Here is a 22,996-nt window from a genome sequence, read left to right as displayed (position 1 = left end):
GCCGGGAAAGAGCGGCAAATGCGCTGCCGCCGGGCGTTAGATCACGATGCCGTGAGGCCTTTTCATGATCGGGAGGTTGCGGGGACAGATATGAACCGGACCCGGGGTTGTCAATTGCAGGAAGCTCATGAAAACCCCGTAAACCCTTGCCTTGCCATCGTACTTCCGTCACCTTCCGCGCGCCTTAGCTAGCCCCGGCGGATTTTTTCGCCGCCAGAACCGGGATCCCATGAGCACAGACAGCAAAGAATCTCCGCAGCCGGCCACCGGCGCCTCGATGAGCCGCAATACGGCCTTGGGCGCCATCGTCGCTGCCCTCATCGCCGGCGCCGCGATCGGCTATTTCGTTCCGAAAACTCCGCGCGCAGCCGCGCCTGCGGCGGTCGTGCAGACGGGCGCCGATCCTGTGCTTGCTACGGTGAACGGCGAAGCCATCCGCCAGAGCGACCTCGATCTCGCGGACGCGGATATCGGCCAGAGCCTGCCGGGTGCGACCGGAGATGCGAAGCGCGAAGCGCTGCTTTCCTACATGATCGACGTCACCATTCTTGCGCAGGCCGCCAGCCAGAAGAAGCTGGATGGCACGGCGGACTACGCTCCGCGCATCAATTACGCGCGTAACAAGGTGCTGATGGAGCTGCTGCTCAACGACGTCACCAAGACCTCGGCCACCGAAGCCGAGATGAAGAAAATCTATGACGCCGAGATCGCCAAGCTGACGCCGGAGGACGAAGTCCGCGCACGGCATATTCTCGTGAAGACGGTCGAGGAAGCAAACGACATCCTCGCCAAGCTGAAAGCCGGTGCCGACTTCGAGAAGCTGGCGCGTGAACTCTCGATCGATCCGAGCGCGAAGACCAACGGCGGCGATCTCGAATACTTCACCAAGGGCCAGATGGTCGCCGAATTCTCGGAAGCCGCATTCAAGCTGAAGAAGGGCGAGCTTTCCGAGCCGGTAAAGAGCCAGTTCGGTTTCCACATCATCAAGATCGAGGATCGTCGCACCAAGCCGCTTCCGAAGTTTGAAGAAGTGAAAGAGCAGATCTCGGCTTTTGTTTCGCGCCGTGCGCAGGCGGACCTCGTCCTGAAGCTGCGCAACGAGGCCAAGATCGAAAACTTCGTGAAGAAGCCGACGCCGCCCGCGGCCCCGGCGCCGGAAATGAAAAAAGAAGAAAAGAAAGAAGAACCGAACAAGCCGGAAGAAAAGAAGTAAGTCTTCATTTCTCGCAGGACTTGGGTCATGGCCGGAAACGATTTCCGGCCATGATGCTATAGGGGACACCATGAGCACGACCGTATCGCCGCTGGCACCGAAAGAGTTCATCGATCCGCCCGCCATCGAGGGCGTTCGCATCGCGACCGGTTCGGCCGGCATCAAATATAAAGGCCGTACCGATGTGCTGCTCGCCGCCTTCGACGAAGGGACGGCGGTCGCGGGCGTGTTCACGCGCTCGAAATGTCCGTCGGCGCCGGTCGAGTGGTGCCGCGAACAGGTGAAGCGCGGCGAAGCCGCCGGCCTGGTGGTCAATTCCGGCAACGCCAATGCTTTCACCGGTAAGAACGGCAAGGATCAGGTGCGCTTCACGACCAAGCTCGCCTCGAAAGCGCTGCGCTGCAAGCCGAAGGAAGTCTTCGTCGCTTCGACCGGCGTGATCGGCGAGCCGCTCGACGCCGCGAAGTTCGACGGCGTGCTGGATGAGATGGCTGCCCGCGCCGGTGGCGGACGCTTCCTCGAGGCGGCGCGCGCGATCATGACCACCGACACGTTCCCGAAGACCGCGACTGCGACCGCGAAACTCGGCAAGGCGACGGTGACGATCAATGGCATCGCCAAGGGTGCTGGCATGATCGCGCCCGACATGGCGACGATGCTGTCCTTCGTTTTCACCGACGCGCCGATTGCGCCGAAGGTATTGCAGAAGCTGCTCAGCGAAGGCGTCGAGGATACGTTCAACGCCGTCACCATCGACGGCGATACGTCCACGTCCGATACGCTTTTGCTGTTCGCGACCGGCGCCGCGGCAAAGCGCGGCGCGCCGAAAATCTCGAAGGTGAAAGACCCGAAGCTCAAGGAATTCCGCAAGGCCTTGCTCGCGGTGCTTGCGAATCTGTCCGAACAGGTAGCGCGCGACGGCGAAGGCGCGCGCAAGCTGGTCGAGATCACGGTCGAGGGCGCGGTTTCCAAGAAGTCGGCGCGCAAGATCGCGATGTCGATTGCGAACTCGCCGCTGGTGAAAACGGCAATCGCAGGCGAGGACGCGAACTGGGGCCGCGTGGTGATGGCGGTCGGCAAAGCCGGCGAACCTGCGGACCGCGACAAGCTCTCGATCTGGTTCAACGGTATCCGCGTAGCGGTGAGTGGTGCGCGCGATCCGTCCTATGACGAGCAGGTCGTGTCGGACGCGATGAAGAAGCCGGAGATTTCGCTGAAAGTCGCGCTCGGCATGGGCAAGGGAAGCGATCGCGTGCTGACCTGCGACCTCACCAAAGAGTATGTCGCGATCAACGGCGATTATCGCAGCTAGCGTTTATTTTAAGTAACCGTTGACGCTGTTCCTTAACGTCATTTTGCAGGCTTCTCCGTGAAACTACTGTTGGTTGCCGCTTGTGCGCTGATCGATGCCGACGGCCGGGTGCTGATTGCCCGGAGGCCCGCCAACAAGGAGATGGCGGGGCTTTGGGAATTTCCCGGCGGGAAGGTCGATGACGGTGAGCGGCTGGAACAGACTCTCATCCGGGAGTTGAAGGAGGAACTGGGCATCGAGGTGCAGGAGGCGTGTCTCGCGCCGCTGACGTTCGCAAGTCATACTTATCCGCAATTCCAGCTGCTGATGCCGCTGTGGATCTGCCGCCGGTGGGAAGGCGAACCGAAAGCGATGGAGGGGCAAGATCTCGCCTGGGTCAACGTGAGGAGGCTTCGCGATTATCCGATGCCACCCGCGGATGAACCACTAATCCCGCACCTCATCGATCTGATCGGATCGCCCGGCTAGCAAAGGGAACAGGCGGCGATGAACAAGAATGTGATTCAAGCCTTGGGCAACTTTATCCGTAACGAACGCGGCACGACGGCGATCGAATATGCGCTGATTGCATCGATCATTTCGGTGGCGATCGTGGGTGTTGCAATCTCGCTCGGCGAGACTGTGCGCGACGACCTGTTCGGCAAGGTCGCGGCTGCGCTCGGCAGCTAGAACAAGCTTCAGTTTTTCTTCGGGCCGGTCTTCTCTCCGGCGGGGCGTTCGTCCGTGCGCAAGGCGTCGGCGAGGCGCATTTTCGCGCTGCCCGGCTTGAGCGGCTGCTGCTGGCTTTCGTGCGGTGCCCAGCCCGACATCCAGAGGATGTCGAAGCTGGCGCGAATACGCCCGTCGCTGTCCGAAAAACGCTGCGCGTAAATCTCCGTGGCACGAAACAGCGTGCCGCGCCGGAGCGGTTTGCGGCTGCGCTCGATCAACACGTTGGTCGCGCCCATGCGGCGCAGGTCGTGCATCAGCGCGAGCGCGTTGTCGTATCGCACTGTGAGGCTTTCGCTGTCGGTGACGGGAAGCGCGAAGCCCGCGCGTTGCAACAGGCTGCCGAGGGTTCGCACTTCGACGAAGGGCGAGACGCGCGGGCTGACGCCGCCTTCGCGCTCGTCTTCGGCAGCGGCGAGCGCCTCGCGCAATTCGTGCAGCGTTTCGCCGCCGATGATTGCCGCGAGCAGCAGTCCGTCCGGTTTCAGCGCGCGCTTGATCTGCGCCAGCACGCCCGGAAGATCGCTGAACCACTGCATCGCGAGCAGCGAGATTGCGAGATCGTGCGTGCCTTCGCTTTCGATCAGCAGCTTTTCGGTTTCGTCATCGACCGGCGCGGGCTTCAGGGAAGGAAGCCGGGCCGCCGTCTTGAATCGCTCGCGGGCGTTGCCCAGCGAATCTCCGGCGTCGATAGCGTTTGTGAACTCGCGCTTCACTGCGCCGAGGCGCGCGACCAGTTCTTCCGCGGCATGATCGAGCAAAAAGGTTGCGCGGCCCGCGCGGGCGGCGCGTGCTTCGCGTGTTTTCAGAAGTTTGCGGTCGAAAAGAAGATGCGTGCTCAAGAGCCGAATACCGTTGCGCGGCGGAAGGTGACACCTACGCGCCGCGGGCGCTAGCCTCGGCCGCATGGGGCTTACGGATCAGGCGGCACGACCGTTCCGGGCTATCGCGCGCTTCGCGTCGGGTGGCGGGAAGGCATTTCTGCACGGCGTGCTGCCGCCGTCATGTCTTGCCTGCCGCAAACCGGCGGGCTCTTCGGGCGGATTATGCGCATCCTGCTGGGAGGAAGCGGGCTTCATCGAGCGGCCTTACTGCGAACGGCTCGGTACGCCGTTCGCTTTCGATTCCGGAGCGCCTTTGATTTCCCCCGCTGCGTTCGCCGATCCGCCTGCGTTCGATCGCGCGCGAGCGGTAATGCGTTTTACCGATGTCGGGCGCGAACTGGTGCATCTCCTGAAATACGGCGACCGGCTCGATCTCGTGAAACCGCTCGCGCGCTGGATGACGCGCGCAGGGCATGAACTTCTCGCGGATGCCGATGCGCTGGTTCCGGTACCGCTGCACTGGATGCGGCTATGGACACGGCGCTTCAACCAGTCGGCGGAGGTGGCGCGCGCAATCTCGCGCATGACAAAAGTCTCCGTGCTCGACGATGTGCTCGCGCGTGTGCGCGCAACCCCGGCGCAGGTAGGCCTCGCGCGCGAAGAACGCGCGAAGAACGTGCATGGCGCATTCTCGGTGCCGAAAGGCGCGAAGGCGAAATTGCGCGGTAAGCACATTCTGCTGATTGACGATGTGCTAACCACGGGCGCTACGGCAAACGCCTGCGCGCATGTGCTGCGCCGCGCGGGCGTGGCGCGCATTGATGTCCTTACGTTAGCGCGGGTTGTCGATCCGGTCTGAGACGCCGTATGATGGCGGCAGACGCAGGAGGTTCCGTTGCCGGGATCGAACACCAAATTCAAAGCCGCGCTGATCCAGTTGCGCACCGCGAAGTCGGTGGATGCCAACATCGCGGCGGCGAGCGTGCTCATTCGCGAAGCGCGCAAGATGGGCGCGGACTACATCCAGACGCCGGAGATGACGAATATAATGGAGCAGGGCCGCGACGGCCTGTTCGCGAGCCTGCGGGAGGAGGAGCGTGACGACGCGCTCGCCGCTTTCCGCCAGCTTGCGCGCGAACTGAAAGTGCATCTGCACATCGGTTCGCTCGCGATCAAGGCGTCGCACGACAAGGCGGCGAACCGCTCGTTCCTGATCGACCCGGAAGGCGAGATCGCCGCGCGCTACGACAAGATCCATCTGTTCGACGTGCAACTCGCGGGCGGCGAAAGCTATCGCGAATCGAATACCTACAAGCCCGGCGAAGTGGCGGTGACGAGCGATCTTCCCTGGGGACGGCTCGGCCTCACCATCTGCTACGACCTGCGCTTCCCCGCGCTCTATCGCGCGCTGGCAAGCGTCGGCGCGCATTTCCTCGCGGTGCCCGCCGCATTCACGAAACAGACTGGCGAAGCGCACTGGCATGTGCTGCAACGCGCGCGCGCCATCGAAACCGGTTCGTTCGTCTTCGCCGCTGCGCAGGGCGGAAAGCACGAAAACGGCCGCGAGACGTTCGGGCACAGCCTGATCGTCGATCCATGGGGCCGCGTGCTTGCCGAAGGCGGCACAGAGCCTTCCATCATCGCCGCCGAGATCGATGTGGAAGAAGTCGCGAAGGCGCGCGCCCGCATCCCCACGCTTGAACACGGACGCCGCTTCGAAGTGCCGGGTTCGTCTTCTGCCGCAAGCGGCCACCTGCATCTGGTCGGAAAAGCATCGTGATCCGCTACGATCTGCATTGCGAAGCCGGGCACGGCTTCGAAAGCTGGTTCCGCTCGTCCGCGGATTACGATGTGCAGCGCAAGCGCAAGCTGGTCGAGTGCCCGGTTTGCGGTTCGGCGAAGATCGAGAAGCAGATCATGGCGCCGCGGCTGGGACGCGCCGCGAAAAGCAAGTCCGCTAAACCGCGCGAGGAGAAAGCGCCGGTTGCGATGATGTCGCCGCAGGAGCAGGAATTCCGCCAGAAGCTGCGCGAATTACGCGAGCATGTCACCAATAACGCGGAGAATGTCGGCGACGAGTTTCCCGACCTTGCGCGCAAGATGCACAACGAGGAAATCGAACGGCGTTCGATCTACGGCAACGCCAGTGCGGAAGACGTGAAGTCGCTGCTCGACGAGGAAGTGGACATTCATCCGCTGCCCGTGCTGCCGGACGAACGCAACTAGATGATCGCGGGTCAACTGGCGCTGATTACGACCGCGTTCTTCGCGGGGGCGGCGTTCTACATCAATTTTTCCGAGCATCCGGCGCGGCTCACGCTCGACGACCGTGCGCTGCTTCGGCAATGGAAGCCGAGTTATGCACGCGGCTACACGATGCAGGCGTCGCTTGCCGTCATCTCCGGCGTACTCGGCTTGCTCGCCGCGTGGTTGACGAAAGATTGGCGTTGGGTGGCCGGCGCGGTTCTCATTCTGGCGAACTGGCCTTTCACGCTGTTCGCGATGATGCCGCTGAACAACGAAGTGAAAGCAATTCCGGAAGAGAAGGCTGGACACGAGTCGCGCGCCAAGCTCGAACGCTGGGCTAAACTGCACGCGGTTCGCACTACGCTCGGATTGCTGGCGACGACGATCTATTTCTGGGCGGTCTTCTAGCGTTAGCGGTGCGCCCACAGCAGGAGCGCGATTCCCGCAATCAGCAACAGGATGCCGGCGGCCTCGCGTTTCGTGGTCTTCTGCGAGAACAATCCCTGCGAGACGAACTGCGCGAACAGCACTTCGATCAACGCCAGCGTGCGCACGCTGGCGGCGGTCGCCACCGCAAACGCCATGAACCAGAATTGCGAAGCGAGCGCCCCGACGAAGCCGGCCGCGAGCGAAGGCTTCCACGCGCGCATGATCGCACCGAACACCTTGCGGTCGAAGAGAATGAGCCAGAGCGATAACAGCGCCGTCTGGATGGCAAGGCTCCATGCCAGCGTGTAGGCCGCAGGCATGAGCACGGCCTGCGCGCCAGGCAGGGAAAGCACGGCGCCGCGAAAGCCGACCGCAGCGAGCGCGAAGAACACACCCGCGACGATGCCGAGGGCGGCAGGCTTCGCGGAATTCGCGGCCGCAACGCCCGGCGTCCACGACATGGCAACCACGCCCGCGGTTGCAATGATGATTGCCGCGGCGACGGGCAAGGTGAGCGCGTCGCCGAGAAACGAGAGGCCGAAGATCGCGACCAGCACCGGCTCGGTCTTGATGTAGGCGATGGCGATCACGAAGGAGCGCTCTCGCATCGCCATCAGCATCAGGGCGGTCGCGAAAATCTGCGAGACAGCGCCGAGCGTGCACCAGAAAAAAAAGTTCATGCCGGGCGAGGGCAGCGCGGATTTCGTGGCGAGGGCGATGCCAGCAAGGAACAGGATCGAGAACGGCAGGCCGAACAGGAAGCGCACATGCGTCGCACCTGCGGTGCCTGCGGTTGCCGTCAGTCCGCGCTGGAGTGCGTTGCGCGCGGTTTGCGCGAGCGCGGCGGCAATCGTGAATACGATCCAGAGCCAGCTATAGTCGGACATCGGGTGTTACGCCGGCTTCCTGCCTGCAATCATGTAATTGACGGCGGTATCGAAGCCGCGCCGCCATTCGCCGGTCAGCGGATTGAAGATCATGCCGCCGCGGTCGCACTCGTCCATGCCATTTGCGGCGAAAGCGCCGGCCAGTTCTTCCGGCATCACGAACTTGTCCCACGTATGCGTGCCGACCGGCAGCCAGCGCAGGATATATTCCGCGCCGACGATGGCGAGCGCGAAGCTGCGCAGCGTGCGGTTGATTGTGGTGATCGCCATGAAGCCGCCGGGCTTCACCATCTCGCAAGCGCGTTTCATGAACAGCGGAAGGTCGGCGACATGCTCGACCACCTCGGAAGCGATCACGATGTCGAACTTCTCGCCCGCATCGGCCAGCGTTTCCGCGCTGGTCGCGCGATAGTCGATTTCAAGCGCGGATTGCTCCGCGTGAACCTTCGCGACTTCGACGTTTTCTTCCGCCGGGTCGATGCCGACTACTTCGCCGCCGAGGCGGGCGAGCGGTTCGGAAAGAATTCCGCCGCCGCAGCCGATGTCGAGAATGCGCAGGCCGCGCAGGCAATCGAGTTTGCGTGGAGAGCGGTCGAAGATGTCGCAGGCGAGATCGCGGATGAAGGCGATCCGCACCGGGTTCAGCTTATGCAGCGGGCGCATCTTGCCGTGGGGCGCCCACCATTCCTTTGCCATCGCCGCGAAGCGGGACACTTCGCCGGGGTCGATGGTGCTCTCTTGCTTGCGTTGCGCGTCAACCATGCGCCTTTTTCCACGGATTCCGCGAGGTTTCCGCCGTTGCGGGGGACAGGTCCGGCTTGTAGATATACGCGCCTTTTCCGCCGGGGCGAAGGTTTCGTCCCGGCGCATCGTTTAGCAGGAACCGATGGCCCGTCTGGTCATGAAATTCGGCGGCACTTCCGTCGCCGACATCGAGCGTATCCGCAACGTCGCGCGCCATGTGAAGCGCGAGGTGGACGCCGGCAATGAAGTCGCGGTGGTCGTCTCCGCGATGTCGGGCAAGACCAACGAACTGGTTGCCTGGTGCCGCGATGCTTCGCCGATGCACGACGCGCGCGAATACGACGCGGTGGTGGCGAGCGGCGAACAGGTGACGTCGGGCCTGCTCGCGATCGTTCTGCAAGGCATGGGGATTACCGCGCGCTCGTGGCAGGGCTGGCAGTTGCCGCTCTACACCGATGGTACGCATGCTTCGGCGCGCATCAAGGGCCTGAACGGCGACGAACTGATCAAGCGCTTCAAGGAGCGTAACGAAGTTGCGGTGATCGCGGGCTTCCAGGGCATCAATCAGGAAACCGGACGCATCTCGACGCTGGGGCGCGGCGGTTCGGATACCAGCGCGGTCGCGGTCGCGGCTGCGATCCATGCGGATCGCTGCGACATTTATACGGACGTGGACGGCGTCTACACCACCGATCCGCGTATCGTACCGAAGGCGAAGCGTCTCGATGCGGTTGCGTTCGAGGAAATGCTGGAGATGGCGTCGCTGGGCGCCAAGGTATTGCAGGTTCGCTCGGTCGAGCTTGCCATGACCCAGAAGGTTCGTTTGTTCGTGCGCTCGAGTTTCGATGCGCCCGACGCGCCGCAGGTGGACGCCAAGGGCCGTCCACCGGGCACGTTGATCTGCGACGAGGAGGAGATCGTGGAAAATCAGGTCGTCACCGGCATCGCCTTCTCGAAGGACGAGGCGCAGATTGCGCTGCGCGAGGTCGCGGACAAGCCGGGCGTCGCCGCGGCGATCTTCGGCCCGCTCGCCGAAGCGCACATCAACGTCGACATGATCGTGCAGAACGTTTCCGCCGACGGTAAGAAAACCGACATTACCTTTACCGTGCCGGTCGCCGAGTTCGAGAAGGCCAAGAAGACCATCGAGTCCGCCAAGGACAAGGTCGGCTTCGCCTCGATGGAAGGCTATGGCGACGTGGTGAAGGTATCGGTGATCGGCGTCGGCATGCGCTCGCACGCCGGCGTGGCCGCCACCGCGTTCCGCGCGCTCGCCGAAAAGGGTATCAATATCCGCGTGATTTCGACCTCGGAGATCAAGATCTCCATCCTGATCGACGCGGCCTATACCGAACTTGCGGTCCGGACTTTGCATTCGGTATACGGACTCGACGGCTAGTGCACTGACCTTCGCGTTATCTGGAAAAATTCCAGCCGGTTTTCCGGCACACTTCCGGCTCGGCCGGAATAAAGGCTAGCGGGCATGCGTGGCTCCCTCGGCGGTCCGCGCGTTTTGCTGAGACGTCTCCGCGAGACGATGGCGGAGCAGATCAGCGCGCAGGAACGCCTCGACAAGATCGTGGTGCTGATTGCCGCCAACATGGTGGCGGAGGTCTGCTCCGTCTACGTGTTGCGCGTGGACGGTACGCTCGAGCTGTACGCCACCGAAGGCCTTAACCGCGAAGCGGTTCACCAGACCGTGCTGTCGGCGGGCGAAGGCCTGGTCGGCCTCGTCGCGAAGGAAGCGGAAGCGCTGAACCTTCCGAACGCGCAGAACCACCCGTCGTTCTCCTACAAGCCGGAGACGGGCGAAGAAATCTACAACTCGTTCCTCGGCGTGCCGATCCTGCGCGCGGGCAATACGCTCGGCGTGCTGGTCGTGCAGAACCGCGCGCGGCGCACCTATTCGGAAGAAGAAGTAGAGGCGCTGCAGACCACCGCGATGGTGGTCGCGGAGATGATCGCGTCCGGAGAACTGACCGCGCTGGCGCCGCCCGGCGCGGAGCCCGCCGCGCGCCGTCCGTTGCAGGTTACGGGCCTGCCGCTCGCGGAAGGCATCGGTCTGGGACGTGTCGTGCTGCACGAGCCGCGCATCCATGTGAAGAACGTCGTCGCCGACGATCCCACGCGCGAACTCGCGCGCCTCGACTCGGCGGTGGAAGCGCTGCGTTCCTCCATCGACGTGATGCTGGAGGACGAAGGCATCAACCGCGCCGGCGAGCATCGCGACGTGCTGGAGGCGTATCGCATGTTCGCGCAGGACCGCGGCTGGATGAAGAAGCTGCAGGAGGCGGTCGCGACCGGCCTCACCGCGGAAGCGGCGGTCGAGCGCGTGCAGTCGGACACGCGCGCGCGCATGTTGCGCCAGACCGACCCGTACCTGCGCGAGCGGCTGCACGATCTCGACGATCTCGCGAACCGACTGTTGCGCGACCTCATGGGCGAGACCCACGACAAGCGCGAGCCGCTTCCCGACAACGCCATCATCGTCGCGCGCAACATGAGTCCGGCGGCGCTGCTCGACTTCGACCGGTCGCGGCTGCGCGGCATCGTGCTGGAAGAAGGCGCGCCGACCAGCCATGTCGCTATCGTCGCGAAGGCGCTCGGGATCCCGGCGGTCGGGCAGGTCGCGAACGCGACCGGCAACGCCGATCCGGGCGACGCCATCATCGTGGACGGCGAAACCGGCGAAGTGCAATTGCGTCCGCCGGCCGATCTGGAACGCGCCTATGCGGAGAAAGTGAAGCTGCGCGCGCGCAGGCAGGCGCAATATGCCGTGCTGCGCGACCGCGAGGCGATCACGAAGGACGGCGTGAAGATCGATCTCCTGATGAACGCGGGCCTGCTGGTCGATCTTCCGCATCTCGCCGAAGCGGGCGCGGATGGCATCGGGCTGTTTCGCACCGAACTGCAATTCATGATCGCGGCGGCGCTGCCGCGCACCAGCGAGCAGTATTCGCTGTATCGCTCCGTGCTGGATGCGGCGAAGGGCAAGCCCGTCACCTTCCGCACGCTCGATGTCGGCGGCGACAAGGTGCTGCCTTATCTGCGTGGCGTGGAAGAAGAAAATCCCGCGCTCGGCTGGCGCGCGATCCGTCTCTCGCTGGACCGTCCGGGCCTGTTGCGCGCGCAGGTGCGCGCATTGCTGCGCGCGGCGGCGGGGCGCGAGCTTCGCATCATGTTCCCGATGGTTGCCGTGGTTTCCGAGTTCGATAACGCACGCGCGCTGGTGGAGCGCGAGCTTACGCATCTGCGCCGTCACGGGCACAAGCTGCCCAATCAGGTCAGCGTCGGCGTGATGGTGGAGGTGCCGTCGCTGCTGCTATCGCTCGATGAAATCGTGGAGCGTGCGGATTTTCTCTCGGTTGGCTCCAACGACCTGATGCAGTTCATCTTCGCCGCCGATCGCGGAAATGCGCAGGTCGCAAGCCGGTTCGACCCGCTCTCCGCGCCCGCGCTTCGTGCGCTGAAGATGATCGCCGATGCCTGCCTGAAGCGCGGCAAGCCGTTCACGCTTTGCGGCGAGATGGCTGCGAAACCGCTGGAAGCAATGACGCTGATTGCGCTTGGTTTCCGTTCGCTCTCGCTGTCGCCCGCGATGATCGGCCCGGTGAAGGCGATGGTGCTTGCGCTGAACGTCGGGGATGCTGAGAAGGTGATAGCTCCGTTCGTGACCGGGACGGCCTCCGGCCGCGAGAAGCTGCGCGCCTTCGCGCAGGAAGCCGGCATTCCGGTTTAAGGAACAGAGCGCATGTTGCCCGCCGCGCGCATGGAAGCGCTGATCGCACGTCACGCCGAGATCGAAGCCGAACTCGCGAAGGGCGGCGGTGGCGACAATTTCGCGAAGCTGTCGCGCGAATTCGCCGAGCTTTCGCCGGTGATCGACGACGTGAAGGCGCTGAAGCAGGCGCAGACCGATCTCGCAGGTGCGGAAGCGCTGATGGCGGGCAGCGACAGGGAACTCGCCGGCATGGCGGCCGACGAGAAGCGCGAACTCGAAACGCGCATCGAGGAACTCGAACACAAGCTGCGTCTCGCGCTGATTCCGAAAGATGCGGCGGACGCGCGCGATGCCATCCTCGAAGTGCGCGCAGGCACGGGCGGGGACGAGGCCTCGCTGTTCGCGGGCGACCTTTTTCGCATGTACGAGCGCTACGCAGCGCTACAGGGCTGGACGGTCGAATTGCTCTCCGCCAACGAGGGAACGGCGGGCGGCTTCAAGGAAATCATCGCGGCGGTTCGCGGGCGCGGCGCCTACGCGAAACTGAAATTCGAATCCGGTGTGCATCGCGTGCAGCGCGTGCCCGCGACCGAAGCGTCCGGCCGCATCCACACTTCCGCCGCCACTGTCGCGGTGCTGCCGGAAGCGGAGGAAGTAGACATCGACATCAACGAAGCCGACCTGAAGACAGATGTGTTCCGCGCGTCCGGCGCGGGCGGGCAGCACGTCAACAAGACGGAGTCGGCGGTGCGCATCACGCATCTGCCGAGCGGCATCGTGGTCGCGGTGCAGGACGAGCGCTCGCAGCACAAGAACCGTGCGCGCGCGATGGCGCTGCTTCGCACCAAGCTCTACGATCAGGAGCGCCAGCGGCTCGACTCCGCGCGCGCTGCCGACCGCAAGGGGCAGGTCGGCTCGGGCGACCGTTCGGAGCGCATCCGCACCTATAACTTTCCGCAGGCGCGCGTCACCGATCATCGCATCAACCTGACGCTGCACAAGCTGCCGCAGATCCTCGAAGGGGTTGCGCTCGGCGAACTGGTCGATGCGCTCACCGCCGAACACCAGGCCGCGTTGCTGGCGGACGAGGAAAGCAAGCTCTCGGCATGAGCGCCGCGCGCGAGGCCGGCAAGACCTTTGGCGCTTTACGCCGCGAGGCGGTGCTGCGGTTGCGCGAAGCGGGAATCGAAAATCCGGAAGCCGATGCAAGGCTTCTGCTTTGCCATGCGGCGGGCTTCGATGCCGCGAAGCTGATCGCGTTCGAGAACGATGAAGCGAATGTAGCGGCCATCGGCGCGTTCGAGCACCTGCTCGCGCGCAGAATTTCCGGCGAGCCGGTCGCACGCATGACCGGCCGCAAGGAGTTCTGGTCGCTTTCGTTCGCACTGAATGCTGACACGTTGGTTCCGCGCCCCGAAACCGAGACGCTGGTCGAAGCGGCGCTTGCGGAGTTTCCCGAGCGCGAGGCAAAACTTCGCGTGCTCGATCTCGGTACGGGAACCGGCGCGCTGCTCGCCGCGATCCTGTCGGAACGTCCGCACGCAGTGGGCGTTGCCGTTGACAGAAGCGAGCACGCGTTGCGCATTGCGCGCGATAATCTCGACAGGTTGGGGCTGGCAAATCGCGCGCAGTTCATTTGCGGCGACTGGACGGCAGCGCTTGGCACGCGGTTCGATTTGATTGTCTCGAATCCGCCATACATCGCGGCGGATGAAGTGGCCTTATTGTCGCCGGAAGTGCGCGATCATGATCCCCGGCTCGCGCTCGATGGCGGAGCGGATGGACTGGATGCCTATCGTTCCATCGTTAACCGGCTCCCCGCGCATCTCACGGCGGGCGGGGTTGCCGTTCTCGAACTGGGTCAAAGTCAGGAACCGGCGGTAACGGACATCGTGCGGCGGACAGGCAGCATCGAAGTGCGCACGCCGGCGCGGAAAGACCTCTCCGGTATCCCGCGGGCACTCGTTATCCACGCGAAAAGGTGAGGCAAAATAGCGCTTGGAAGGCACCGCGAGAGGCACTAGTGTCATTTCCAGATTCGATCCGGCACCGCCTTACGGACGAGGGGTTCATAAGGCTGGCGCGGTAACCGCGATACGGCGAACGAAGTCGCCGAAGACGCGAAACCGCAAAGATCCGGATCCGGCGCACCAGCATCGAAGCGCAAAGCAGAAGCAGAGCGCATAGCCGAGGGCGAAGCATCCGCGTGTTGAGCGTGGACTTTCAGATTGAACGGAAGATTTCAGGTCGAAGGACCGTAACGAACATGGCGCAGTGCGTGTTTATCGCTGCGTGACATGACCGGTGTGCGAGACAAGCGCATGGCCGGATGAGCGGGCGGGTCAGCCGTCAAACCACAGAGAAAGTTGTCGATGAGAAACGGACAGCAACACAATCATAACAACCACAAGCGGATGCGCGGCCGCAATCGCGGCGGACGTGGCGGCGGACATAACCCGCTGACCCGCGTCTACGAGTCGAATGGACCCGACGTGAAAATCCGCGGCACCGCGCACCACATCGCGGAGAAGTACCAGCAGCTCGCCCGCGACGCGCAATCCTCCGGCGATCCCGTTTCCGCCGAAAGCTATCTGCAGCACGCCGAGCACTATCTGCGCCTGATCGCGGCCGCGCAGCAGCAGATGCAACAGAGCAATCCGCAGGGTCAGCAGCAGCCGTATCAGCGCCCCGACGAAATGCGCGGCGAAGGCGAAGAGGACGAAGGCGACTTCAGCGACGACGCCAACGGCCAGCCCTATCCGGCGCAACAGCAGCAGCAACAGCCGCAACAGAACTTCCGTCCGCAGCCTGCGAACCAACCGCAGCCGAACTACCAGCCGCGTGAACAACGCGACCAGCGCGAACAGCGCGATCAGGAAGGCGGCTTGCCCGCGTTCATCACCGGCGGCGCGCCGCAGCAGGGTAATTTCCAGGGCGGCGAAGGCGAGCAGGGCGAGAATCGCGGCGGACGCTTCAACCGCAACCGCGGCCGCGGCCGTTTCAACAATCGCCAGCGCAACGATTTCGGCGGCCAGCAGGGCGGCGACGCCAATGCCGCGCCGGATGCGCAGCCGGAACCCGTGAAGCCGGAATAATCCGCTTCCTCAATCGAGGATTTCGATGCGGTCGCCTTCGTTGATGGCGCCGCCTTCGACCACGCTCGCATAGATGCCGCAGTCGGTGTCGCCGGTCTTGCGCCAGATGGTCTGGGGCAGGTCGGTGTCGCGTTGCGCGGTATCGGGATCGACGTCGACCGCCGCGCAGCGCTCGACGCGCTTGGTCACTTTCAAGGTCACACCGCCCGCGCGGATTTTCTTTCCGATCAGATCGAACTCGGACCAGGGCTTCAGGTCTTCGAGATAAAGGTTCGCGCGAAAGCGCACCGGGTGAAGCGGCTTGTGGGCTGCTTCCGCAAGCTCGGCGATCGTTCCGAGATTGATGATGTGAACCACTTTGGCGGCGACATCCGAGAAGCTGTGTCCCGGCGCTTCCAGAACCTTGAGCGGTCCGCGCGCCTCGCCGCCCATGAACTCCTGCAGGGCGTATTCGATGGCAGCGCGTCCGGCTTCGGTGTGCAGGCTCGCTTCCGCCAGCGTCATGCCGTTCATGCTGGCGGTGAAGTTGCCGGAGCGGTCGTTGTACTGCGTGCGCAGCGCTGCCAGTTTTGCGTTCCGCATCAGGCAGAGAAACTTGCTTTTCGAGAGCCATTTCGGGGCCGCCGGGTCGAAGCCGGACGGGCCGTTCTCGACCGCGAATTTGCGGTCGGCCGGGAAGGTCTGCTCCGGCGACAGCACGACCGATTTCAGCTTCTCGCCAGAGAACCCCTTCACCGGATAGCGGTAGAGCGCGCTGACGCGCGGTTTGATTTCGCTCATGGCATCCCCAGATCGAGGTTCTCCATGCTGGATGGGGCGGGCCGCGTCCACTCAACTCCGGTAACCGTTTCCCGCTAATTTCCGCCGGTCCGGGTCTTTCCGGGGCGGGAAATCCTCCCCATCTAGGGAACGGATGCCGCGGGCCGGGCCTTCGGGACGGAAGCGGCAGGCCGAAGGAGAACATCATGGATCTGGAAAAATATACCGAGCGCGCGCGGGGATTCCTGCAATCGGCGCAGTCGCTCGCCCTTCGCGAAGGGCATCAGCAATTCACCCCGGAACACCTGCTGAAGGTGCTGATCGACGACCCGGAAGGGCTGGCCGGTGGCCTCATCGACCGCGCGGGCGGCCGTTCGCGCGACGTGCTCGCGGGCGTCGAGGCGGCGCTCGCGAAAATGCCGAAAGTGGAAGGCGGTGGTGCGGGCCAGTTGTATCTGACCCCGCAGCTTGCCCGTGTATTCGCCGCGGCTGAGAAGGCTGCGAAGACCGCGGGCGATAATTTCGTCACCGTCGAGCGGCTGTTGCTTGCGCTCGCAATCGAGAAGGATTCGGAAGCGGGCAAGCTGCTGGCGCGCGCGGGCGTGACTCCGCAGGGCCTGAACGGCGCCATCGAACAGTTGCGCAAGGGCCGCACGGCCGACACCGCTTCCGCCGAGAGCGCCTATGACGCGCTGAAGCGCTATGCCCGCGACATCACCGAGGCCGCGCGTAACGGCAAGCTCGATCCGGTGATCGGCCGCGAGGAAGAAATCCGCCGCACCGTGCAGGTGCTGTCCCGCCGCACCAAGAACAATCCGGTGCTGATCGGCGAGCCGGGCGTCGGCAAGACCGCCATTGTCGAGGGCCTTGCGCTGCGCATCGTCAACGGCGACGTGCCGGAAAGCCTGAAGGACAAGAAACTGCTTGCGCTCGATCTCGGCGCGCTGATTGCCGGCGCGAAGTATCGCGGCGAATTCGAGGAGCGGCTGAAGGCCGTGTTGCAGGAAGTCACTTCCTCGAACGGCGAGATCATCGTGTTCATCGACGAGATGCATACGCTGATGGGCGCGGGCAAGGCCGACGGCGCGATGGACGCCGCGAACCTGCTCAAGCCCGCGCTCGCGCGCGGCGAACTGCATTGCGTCGGCGCGACCACGCTCGACGAATACCGCAAGCATGTCGAGAAGGATGCCGCGTTGGCGCGGCGCTTCCAGCCCGTGTTCGTGGGCGAGCCTACGGTGGAAGACACCGTTTCGATCCTGCGCGGCCTGAAAGATAAATACGAGCAGCACCACGGCGTGCGCATCACCGACGCGGCGCTGGTCGCGGCGGCGACGCTGTCCAACCGCTACATCACCGACCGCTTCTTGCCCGACAAGGCTATCGACCTGGTCGACGAGGCGTCGGCACGGCTGCGCATGCAGGTCGATAGCAAGCCGGAAGAACTGGACGAGATCGACCGGCGCATCGTGCAGCTCAAGATCGAGGAGGAGGCGCTCAAGAAAGAAGACGACGCCGCTTCCAAGGACCGGCTGACGCGCCTCAAGAAAGAACTGGCGTCGCTTGAGGAGAAATCGGCGGCGATCACTTCCCGCTGGCAGAGCGAGAAGGAAAAGCTCGGCTCGGTGCAGAAGCTGAAGGCCGACCTCGACGCGCTGAACAACGAACTCGCCAATGCCGAGCGCAAGGGCGAGTATGAGAAGGCGGGCGAACTCGCTTACGGCAAGATTCCGGCGCTAAAGAAAAAGCTCGCCGAACTGGAGAGCAAGGAAAGCGCGGCGCTGGTCGAGGAATCGGTCACGCCGAACCACATCGCGCAGGTGGTATCGCGCTGGACCGGCGTTCCGGTGGACCGGATGCTGGAGGGCGAGCGCGAGAAGCTCTTGCGCATGGAAGACGAGATCGCGAAGCGCGTGATCGGGCAGCAGGAAGCCGTGCATGCGGTCTCTACCGCGGTGCGCCGCGCACGCGCGGGCTTGCAGGACCCGAACCGGCCGATCGGCTCGTTCATGTTCCTCGGCCCCACCGGCGTCGGCAAAACCGAACTGACGAAGGCGCTCGCGCGCTTCCTGTTCGACGACGAAGCGGCGCTCATTCGTATCGACATGTCCGAGTACATGGAGAAGCATTCGGTCGCGCGCCTGATCGGCGCGCCTCCGGGCTATGTCGGCTACGAGGAAGGTGGCGCGCTGACCGAAGCGGTGCGGCGGCGGCCGTATCAGGTGATCCTGTTCGACGAGATCGAAAAGGCGCACCCGGACGTGTTCAATGTGCTGTTGCAGGTGCTCGACGAGGGCCGCCTGACCGACGGTCAGGGCCGCACGGTCGATTTCCGCAATACGCTGATCATCATGACGTCCAACCTCGGCGCGGAATTCCTGGTTGCGCTCGGCGAGAAGGACGACGTGGACAGCGTGCGCGAGCAGGTGATGGGCGTCGTGCGCGCGAGCTTCCGTCCGGAATTCCTCAACCGCGTGGACGAGATCATCCTGTTCCATCGGCTGAAGAAGGAGCAGATGGGCGCGATCGTCGATATCCAGATGGCGCGGCTACAGAAGCTGCTGGACGAGCACAAGATCACGCTCGAACTGGCCGCGGATGCACGGGCGCTGCTGGCGGAGAAGGGCTACGACCCGGCGTTCGGCGCGCGGCCGCTGAAGCGCACGATCCAGAAGCTGGTGCAGGATCCGCTCGCCGAGCAGATTCTTTCCGGCAAAATCTCGGACGGCGCAAAGGTGAAGGTAGTTGCCAGCGGCGACCGTCTCGCGTTCGAGACCGGCGGAAAAACTTCCGTCACGCGCGCGGCTTAAGGACGGCGCCGCTTAAAATAAAAACGGCCGGGAGAACTCCCGGCCGTTTTGTTTTATTGGCGCCCGGCTTACATGCCGCCGCCTTTGATCTGGTTGATGTAGCCCTGCAGCACCTTGTCGTCAGGGCCGCCGCCGAAGACATAATACATGCGCTTCTCGGAAACGCAGCGAATGCCGATCTGGTAGTCGCCTTTGTCGCCGAAGGTCGTGTTACCGACCAGTTCGATGCGCGTGTAGTTCTGCGACTGCATGACCTGGCGGGCGCGGCCGAAGCACTGCTCCTGCGAGATGTCGAGGTCGCCCCAGGCGCTCGAAATCGCAGGCGCGTTCGACTGCGCGCTGACGCCGCCCGAAAGCGAAGTAATCAAAGCAAGCGCGAATGCGCCCGTAGCCAATTTCAGTTTCATCCGTAACTCCCGTGAGACGGTTTCAAGCATCCAACCGGCTTAAGAGATTATCAGGCACGATTGCCGTAGCAACTGCCCCGCGCTTTCCGGGAGCCTAGAATCAGCCCTAGAATCGCGTGGTCACAGGAACTTGTTTTCAGGAGAGCGCGACGTGAAGCGTTTTGGGGCGGCTTTTGGCTTTGTCATCCTGCTGTTTCTTTGTGCGGTAACCGGCACGACTGCCGCGCGGGCGCAGGCCGGGGACTCCATCCTGATCCTCGATGCTTCCGGCTCCATGTGGGGTCAGGTGGACGGGCAAACCAAGATTTCCGCCGCCCGCCGCGCCGTCGATTCCATTCTCGCGAAGTGGCGCCCGAACGACCGCCTCGGCCTGATGGTTTATGGCCATCGCACCAAGGGCGACTGCCGGGATATCGAACTGGTGGTGCCGGTCGGCAGTTTCGATGCCGATAAAATCCGATCGGCGGTGAAGGGGCTGAACCCCAAGGGCAAGACGCCGATGGCGGACTCGCTGCGCGCCGCGGCACAGGCGCTGCGTTCCACCGAAAACAAGGCGACGATCATTCTGGTTTCCGACGGCATCGAGACTTGCGCGCCCGATCCCTGCGCGGTCGCGGGCGAACTGAAAAAATCGGGGGTCGCTTTCGTTGCGCATGTCATCGGCTTCGACGTGACCGACCCGGCGGCGAAAGCGCAATTGCAATGCATCGCGCGCGTCACCGGCGGCGTCTATCTCGATGCGAGCAATGCCTCCGGCCTTGAGAACGCGCTGAACCGCGCAGTGCAGGCGGTGCAGGGCGAGAAGGTGCAGACGGAAGCGCCCGCGAAGCCCGAACCCGATCCGCTTGCCGATAAGAACTTCCGCGGCATCGCGCGGCTCGTGCAGGGCGGCGATCCGATCAGTGACACGAAGTCGGATGTGGGCTGGAGCTTTCACACCAATCGCGGCGGCCAGAAGGGCGATTACGTCACTACGTTCTACGGTGCGCCGGTCGCCGATGCGGTCGATCCCGGCGACTATATCGTCGTCGTGAAATACGGCTTCGTGGAGCGCGAGTTTCCCTTCAAGGTCGAGAAGGGCAAGGTTTCGGCGCTCGATGTAAGCCTTGAAGCCGGCTACGTCACGAGCGACGGCGAAGTGATCGGCGGCGGCAAGGCCGATAACGTGACGTGGGAACTGTACCGCGCGAACGGCGACTACGTCACGACCGACTACGAGAAGTTGCCGAAGTTCATCCTGCCGGCCGGCAGCTACGTGCTGACGCTGACCAAGGGCACGGCGAAAACGAAAAAAGAATTCACTATCGCCGCCGGCGACTCGATCAACGTCTCCATGACGCTCGATGTGGGCAAGCTCGCGGTCAGCGCGGTTTACGCGGCAAACGGACCCAAGGTCGAACACGGCATCACCGTGGAAGTCCGTCATCCCGCGAAGAACGATACCGAGCAGCCGGTATGGATTGCGACACTCTACGATGCGCTATCGCAATTCGATCTGCCGGCCGGGCGTTATGAGGTCACGGTCGGCGTCGGCTACGCGAAGCGCGTGTTCCCGGTCGAGGTGAAATCCGGCGACACCACACGGGTCAACTTCAATCTCGACGCCGGTGTTCTGGGAACGAAAGTGCCCGAAGGCAGCACGATCGAGATTTTCTCCGCCGAGCGCGACATCAATAACCGGCGGACGTGGATCGGCACCTTCTACGAAGCGGAAGCGAGTACGGCGCTCAATGCGGGCAATTACGTCGTGATCATAACGACCAAGGGCGACAAGAAGACCGAACACGAGATCTCGGTCTCGCCGGGCAAGCGCGTCGAGATTTCCGTAAAGTAGCGGTCAGTTGCCGGTCTGCGCGACGCGGTTAGGCGTGCCGAGGGCGAGAATGCCGTCGATACGCTGCCGCTCGCGGGCGAAGTCCTTCAGGAACTGGTCTTCCAGCACGCGGCCTTGCGGCAGACGGATGCGAAGCGGATCGACATAGTTACCGTTGATCGCGACTTCGTAGTGCAGATGCGGGCCAGTCGAGAGGCCGGTGTTGCCGATGTAGCCGATGATCTGGCCCTGGCGGACTTTCACGCCATCCTGAATGCCGCGCGCAAAGCCCGACAAGTGGGAATAGGTCGTGACGTAGCCGTTCAAGTGCTGGATTTCGACGCGGCGGCCGTAACCCGAACTCCAGTCGGCATGGATGATGGTGCCGTTGCCCGCCGCGAAGACCGGCGTGCCGGTCTCATCGGCCCAGTCCACGCCAGAATGCATACGCGAATAGCCAAGGATCGGGTGGCGGCGGAGACCGAAACCTGAGCGGAAGTTGCCGCCTGCGAGCGGTTTGCGCAGCAGGAATTTCTTCGCGCTCTTTCCGCCTTCATCGTAGAAATCGACGATGCCGTCGTCGGTGGTCTGGAAGCGGTAATACTTGCGCTGATTTTCGCCGGCGAGTTGCAGCGAGGCGAACAGCACTTCGCCCTTGGTGTCGTTCTCGTCGTCGCCGAACAGGATGTCGAAGGCATCGCCCGCGCGCACCTTGCGTTGCAGATCGATGTCGAAAGAGAACACCTTGATCAGTGCTTCGATGATGTGCGTCGGCACCTGATTGCGCAGGGACGTTTCGTAGATCGCGTTGTAGAGGCGCAGGCCATTGCCATCGTCTTCGTCGTCTTCCGGCTGCGGTGTGGTGCGCAGCATGTTCATGTCGCGCGGCTCGGCGACAGTGACGTACTTGTTGAGATCGGTAAGAGCGACCGTCGCTTCGTGCGCCTTGTCGTTGAAGATGCTGACGCGGAGCGGTTGTACGCTTCCGTCTTTCAATGTGTTCATCAAGACGCGAACGCGAAGGCCCTCTTTCAGGAGGCCGTCGCGGCCGCGGTTGAAGGCGCGAACCAGTTCGACCGTCGTTTGGGGCTGGGCGCCGAGTTCTTTCAGCAGCGAGACGAGGGTGTCGTTCTTCTTGGCGACCAGCGTTTTTTCGGTCCAGTCGTTGCCGCCTTTGGTGTCCTGCGAGGTCTTGGTGATGACCAGCATGTTCTCGGCAACCGCGGGCATCGGATCGAGCGTGGTGCGCACCCCGCCTTCGTTCGCGTAGGCGAGCGAGTTGCCGAGCGTGAAGCCCTGGAACGGGATCGCGCCGGCGGCGGGATGGTTCACCATCACTTCCAGATGCTCGCGCACGCGCATCATGACGTCTTCGAGGCGCACCGCGCCGGCAATGCGGGCGTTCGCCGGCAGCTGCGAGAGATCGCGCATGACGATGGTGAGTTCGCCGGTCGGTTCGATGTCCGGCGTTTCCGCGGTCTGGTCTTCCTCGCCCATCAGCTTGACGGGGTTGAACGCGGGAATGTTTGCGGTCAGCGAAGAAGGCGTCAGCGCGAGATTGGTTGCGACCCGCACGAACGGCCGCACACGCACGATTTCGCGGTCGCCGACGCGCGTCGTGGTCGAAACGCGCAAGACCTGGCGTGCAAGCACGCTGTCGCCGAGCACGCTGATGCGGTCGCCCTTGCGGTTCGGGTTGATTGCGCGCTGATCGTTGCGGACGTTCGCGGTGCGGATGATTTCGGGCACCTGCGCGAAGCGATAATCGCCGTCGAGTGCGGCATAAACCGCGCCGCCCATCAGCCCGCCGCCGGCAAGCGCAGTGATAACGGTAGCCGCCAGCCAACGCACCGACACGGAACGGCGATCGATCGGCTCTTCGTCGTGGCCATCGAGACCAAGCGGAGGCTCGTTACCCAGATCGATCTGCGCCGCCAGGGCCTCGCGCCCATCACCGGCCGTTCGTCGGCTTTCCACGGTAGTGTCTTGCTCCCCTCGCGCGGGCCGCTGCGTCCCCAAAGGCGATC

General features: G+C 63.6%; 21 protein-coding genes. 15 read left to right on the top strand and 6 right to left on the bottom strand.

What is annotated here, in order from left to right:
* Positions 1-229 precede the first annotated feature (229 nt).
* From KF794_13315 to KF794_13300, 4 genes are all read left to right on the top strand, one after another.
* Positions 230-1,213 (top strand): peptidylprolyl isomerase, encoded by a 984-nt coding sequence (locus tag KF794_13315; GenBank protein ID QYK44722.1) that lies wholly within the window; start codon positions 230-232, stop codon positions 1,211-1,213.
* A gap of 70 nt (positions 1,214-1,283) precedes the next feature.
* A complete protein-coding gene (argJ, locus tag KF794_13310; protein ID QYK44721.1) occupies positions 1,284-2,525 on the top strand; it encodes a bifunctional glutamate N-acetyltransferase/amino-acid acetyltransferase ArgJ in 1,242 nt (413 codons plus the stop codon).
* Positions 2,526-2,582: 57 nt separating this feature from the next.
* On the top strand, positions 2,583-2,993 hold the full coding sequence (gene mutT, locus KF794_13305; protein ID QYK44720.1) for an 8-oxo-dGTP diphosphatase MutT: 411 nt from the start codon (positions 2,583-2,585) through the stop codon (positions 2,991-2,993).
* Between the two features lie 18 nt (positions 2,994-3,011).
* Positions 3,012-3,194 carry a Flp family type IVb pilin gene (locus KF794_13300; protein ID QYK44719.1) on the top strand — a complete coding sequence of 61 codons (183 nt, stop codon included), beginning with the start codon at positions 3,012-3,014 and terminating at the stop codon, positions 3,192-3,194.
* Positions 3,195-3,202: 8 nt separating this feature from the next.
* Here KF794_13300 and KF794_13295 read toward each other — a convergent pair whose 3' ends face one another.
* Positions 3,203-4,141 (bottom strand): methyltransferase domain-containing protein, encoded by a 939-nt coding sequence (locus KF794_13295; GenBank protein ID QYK44718.1) that lies wholly within the window; start codon positions 4,139-4,141, stop codon positions 3,203-3,205.
* On the opposite strand from KF794_13295, the gene KF794_13290 reads away from it, so the two are divergent.
* From KF794_13290 to KF794_13275, 4 genes are read left to right on the top strand one after another with little or no spacing between them, the layout of a single operon-like run.
* On the top strand, positions 4,140-4,916 hold the full coding sequence (locus tag KF794_13290; GenBank protein ID QYK44717.1) for a ComF family protein: 777 nt from the start codon (positions 4,140-4,142) through the stop codon (positions 4,914-4,916). The genes KF794_13295 and KF794_13290 overlap by 2 nt on opposite strands.
* Before the next feature lie 36 nt (positions 4,917-4,952).
* A complete protein-coding gene (locus tag KF794_13285) occupies positions 4,953-5,837 on the top strand; it encodes a carbon-nitrogen hydrolase family protein (protein ID QYK44716.1) in 885 nt (294 codons plus the stop codon).
* The gene (locus KF794_13280) at positions 5,834-6,283 is read left to right on the top strand and encodes a DUF1178 family protein (GenBank protein QYK44715.1); all 450 of its coding nucleotides are present in this window, start codon (positions 5,834-5,836) and stop codon (positions 6,281-6,283) included. The genes KF794_13285 and KF794_13280 overlap by 4 nt, the downstream gene beginning before the upstream one ends.
* 3 nt (positions 6,284-6,286) lie before the next feature.
* Positions 6,287-6,712 (top strand): DUF1772 domain-containing protein, encoded by a 426-nt coding sequence (locus KF794_13275; protein QYK46709.1) that lies wholly within the window; start codon positions 6,287-6,289, stop codon positions 6,710-6,712.
* 2 nt (positions 6,713-6,714) lie between these two features.
* Here KF794_13275 and KF794_13270 read toward each other — a convergent pair whose 3' ends face one another.
* Together KF794_13270 and ubiG are read right to left on the bottom strand one after the other, a co-directional pair.
* Positions 6,715-7,620 (bottom strand): EamA/RhaT family transporter, encoded by a 906-nt coding sequence (locus tag KF794_13270; GenBank protein QYK44714.1) that lies wholly within the window; start codon positions 7,618-7,620, stop codon positions 6,715-6,717.
* Positions 7,621-7,626: 6 nt separating this feature from the next.
* Positions 7,627-8,382, bottom strand: coding sequence for a bifunctional 2-polyprenyl-6-hydroxyphenol methylase/3-demethylubiquinol 3-O-methyltransferase UbiG (ubiG, locus tag KF794_13265; GenBank protein ID QYK44713.1), 756 nt, complete (start codon positions 8,380-8,382; stop codon positions 7,627-7,629).
* Positions 8,383-8,506: 124 nt separating this feature from the next.
* Here ubiG and KF794_13260 point away from each other — a divergent pair, with 124 nt between their 5' ends.
* The 5 genes from KF794_13260 (at position 8,507) to KF794_13240 (ending at position 15,180) form a co-directional block, all read left to right on the top strand.
* Complete coding sequence (locus KF794_13260) at positions 8,507-9,763, top strand: aspartate kinase (GenBank protein QYK44712.1); 1,257 nt, start codon at positions 8,507-8,509, stop codon at positions 9,761-9,763.
* 84 nt (positions 9,764-9,847) lie between these two features.
* Positions 9,848-12,103, top strand: coding sequence for a phosphoenolpyruvate--protein phosphotransferase (gene ptsP, locus KF794_13255; protein ID QYK44711.1), 2,256 nt, complete (start codon positions 9,848-9,850; stop codon positions 12,101-12,103).
* Positions 12,104-12,115: 12 nt separating this feature from the next.
* Positions 12,116-13,195 (top strand): peptide chain release factor 1, encoded by a 1,080-nt coding sequence (prfA, locus tag KF794_13250; protein ID QYK44710.1) that lies wholly within the window; start codon positions 12,116-12,118, stop codon positions 13,193-13,195.
* On the top strand, positions 13,192-14,070 hold the full coding sequence (gene prmC / locus KF794_13245; GenBank protein QYK44709.1) for a peptide chain release factor N(5)-glutamine methyltransferase: 879 nt from the start codon (positions 13,192-13,194) through the stop codon (positions 14,068-14,070). Before prfA ends, prmC begins: the two co-directional genes overlap by 4 nt.
* 387 nt (positions 14,071-14,457) lie before the next feature.
* Positions 14,458-15,180, top strand: coding sequence for a DUF4167 domain-containing protein (locus KF794_13240; GenBank protein QYK44708.1), 723 nt, complete (start codon positions 14,458-14,460; stop codon positions 15,178-15,180).
* Between the two features lie 9 nt (positions 15,181-15,189).
* Here KF794_13240 and KF794_13235 read toward each other — a convergent pair whose 3' ends face one another.
* Positions 15,190-15,960, bottom strand: a complete 771-nt coding sequence (locus KF794_13235) for an MOSC domain-containing protein (protein QYK44707.1) — start codon at positions 15,958-15,960, stop codon at positions 15,190-15,192.
* Between the two features lie 185 nt (positions 15,961-16,145).
* Between KF794_13235 and clpB the strand changes: the two genes are divergently transcribed.
* Positions 16,146-18,749: an ATP-dependent chaperone ClpB gene (gene clpB / locus KF794_13230; GenBank protein QYK44706.1), complete on the top strand. Its 2,604-nt coding sequence runs from the start codon at positions 16,146-16,148 to the stop codon at positions 18,747-18,749.
* Between the two features lie 68 nt (positions 18,750-18,817).
* Here the strand turns inward: clpB and KF794_13225 are convergent, their stop codons facing one another.
* Entirely contained in the window at positions 18,818-19,156 is a 339-nt protein-coding gene (locus KF794_13225; GenBank protein ID QYK44705.1) for a hypothetical protein, read from the bottom strand.
* Between the two features lie 151 nt (positions 19,157-19,307).
* Between KF794_13225 and KF794_13220 the strand changes: the two genes are divergently transcribed.
* On the top strand, positions 19,308-20,990 hold the full coding sequence (locus KF794_13220; GenBank protein QYK44704.1) for a VWA domain-containing protein: 1,683 nt from the start codon (positions 19,308-19,310) through the stop codon (positions 20,988-20,990).
* 3 nt (positions 20,991-20,993) lie between these two features.
* On the opposite strand, the gene KF794_13215 is transcribed toward KF794_13220, so the two are convergent.
* The gene (locus tag KF794_13215; protein QYK46708.1) at positions 20,994-22,907 is read right to left on the bottom strand and encodes a M23 family metallopeptidase; all 1,914 of its coding nucleotides are present in this window, start codon (positions 22,905-22,907) and stop codon (positions 20,994-20,996) included.
* Between the last annotated feature and the right edge of the window lie 89 nt (positions 22,908-22,996).

It is taken from the genome of Xanthobacteraceae bacterium (assembly GCA_019454205.1).
Classification (GTDB): domain Bacteria; phylum Pseudomonadota; class Alphaproteobacteria; order Rhizobiales; family Xanthobacteraceae.
This window is presented reverse-complemented; position numbering and strand designations above follow the sequence as displayed.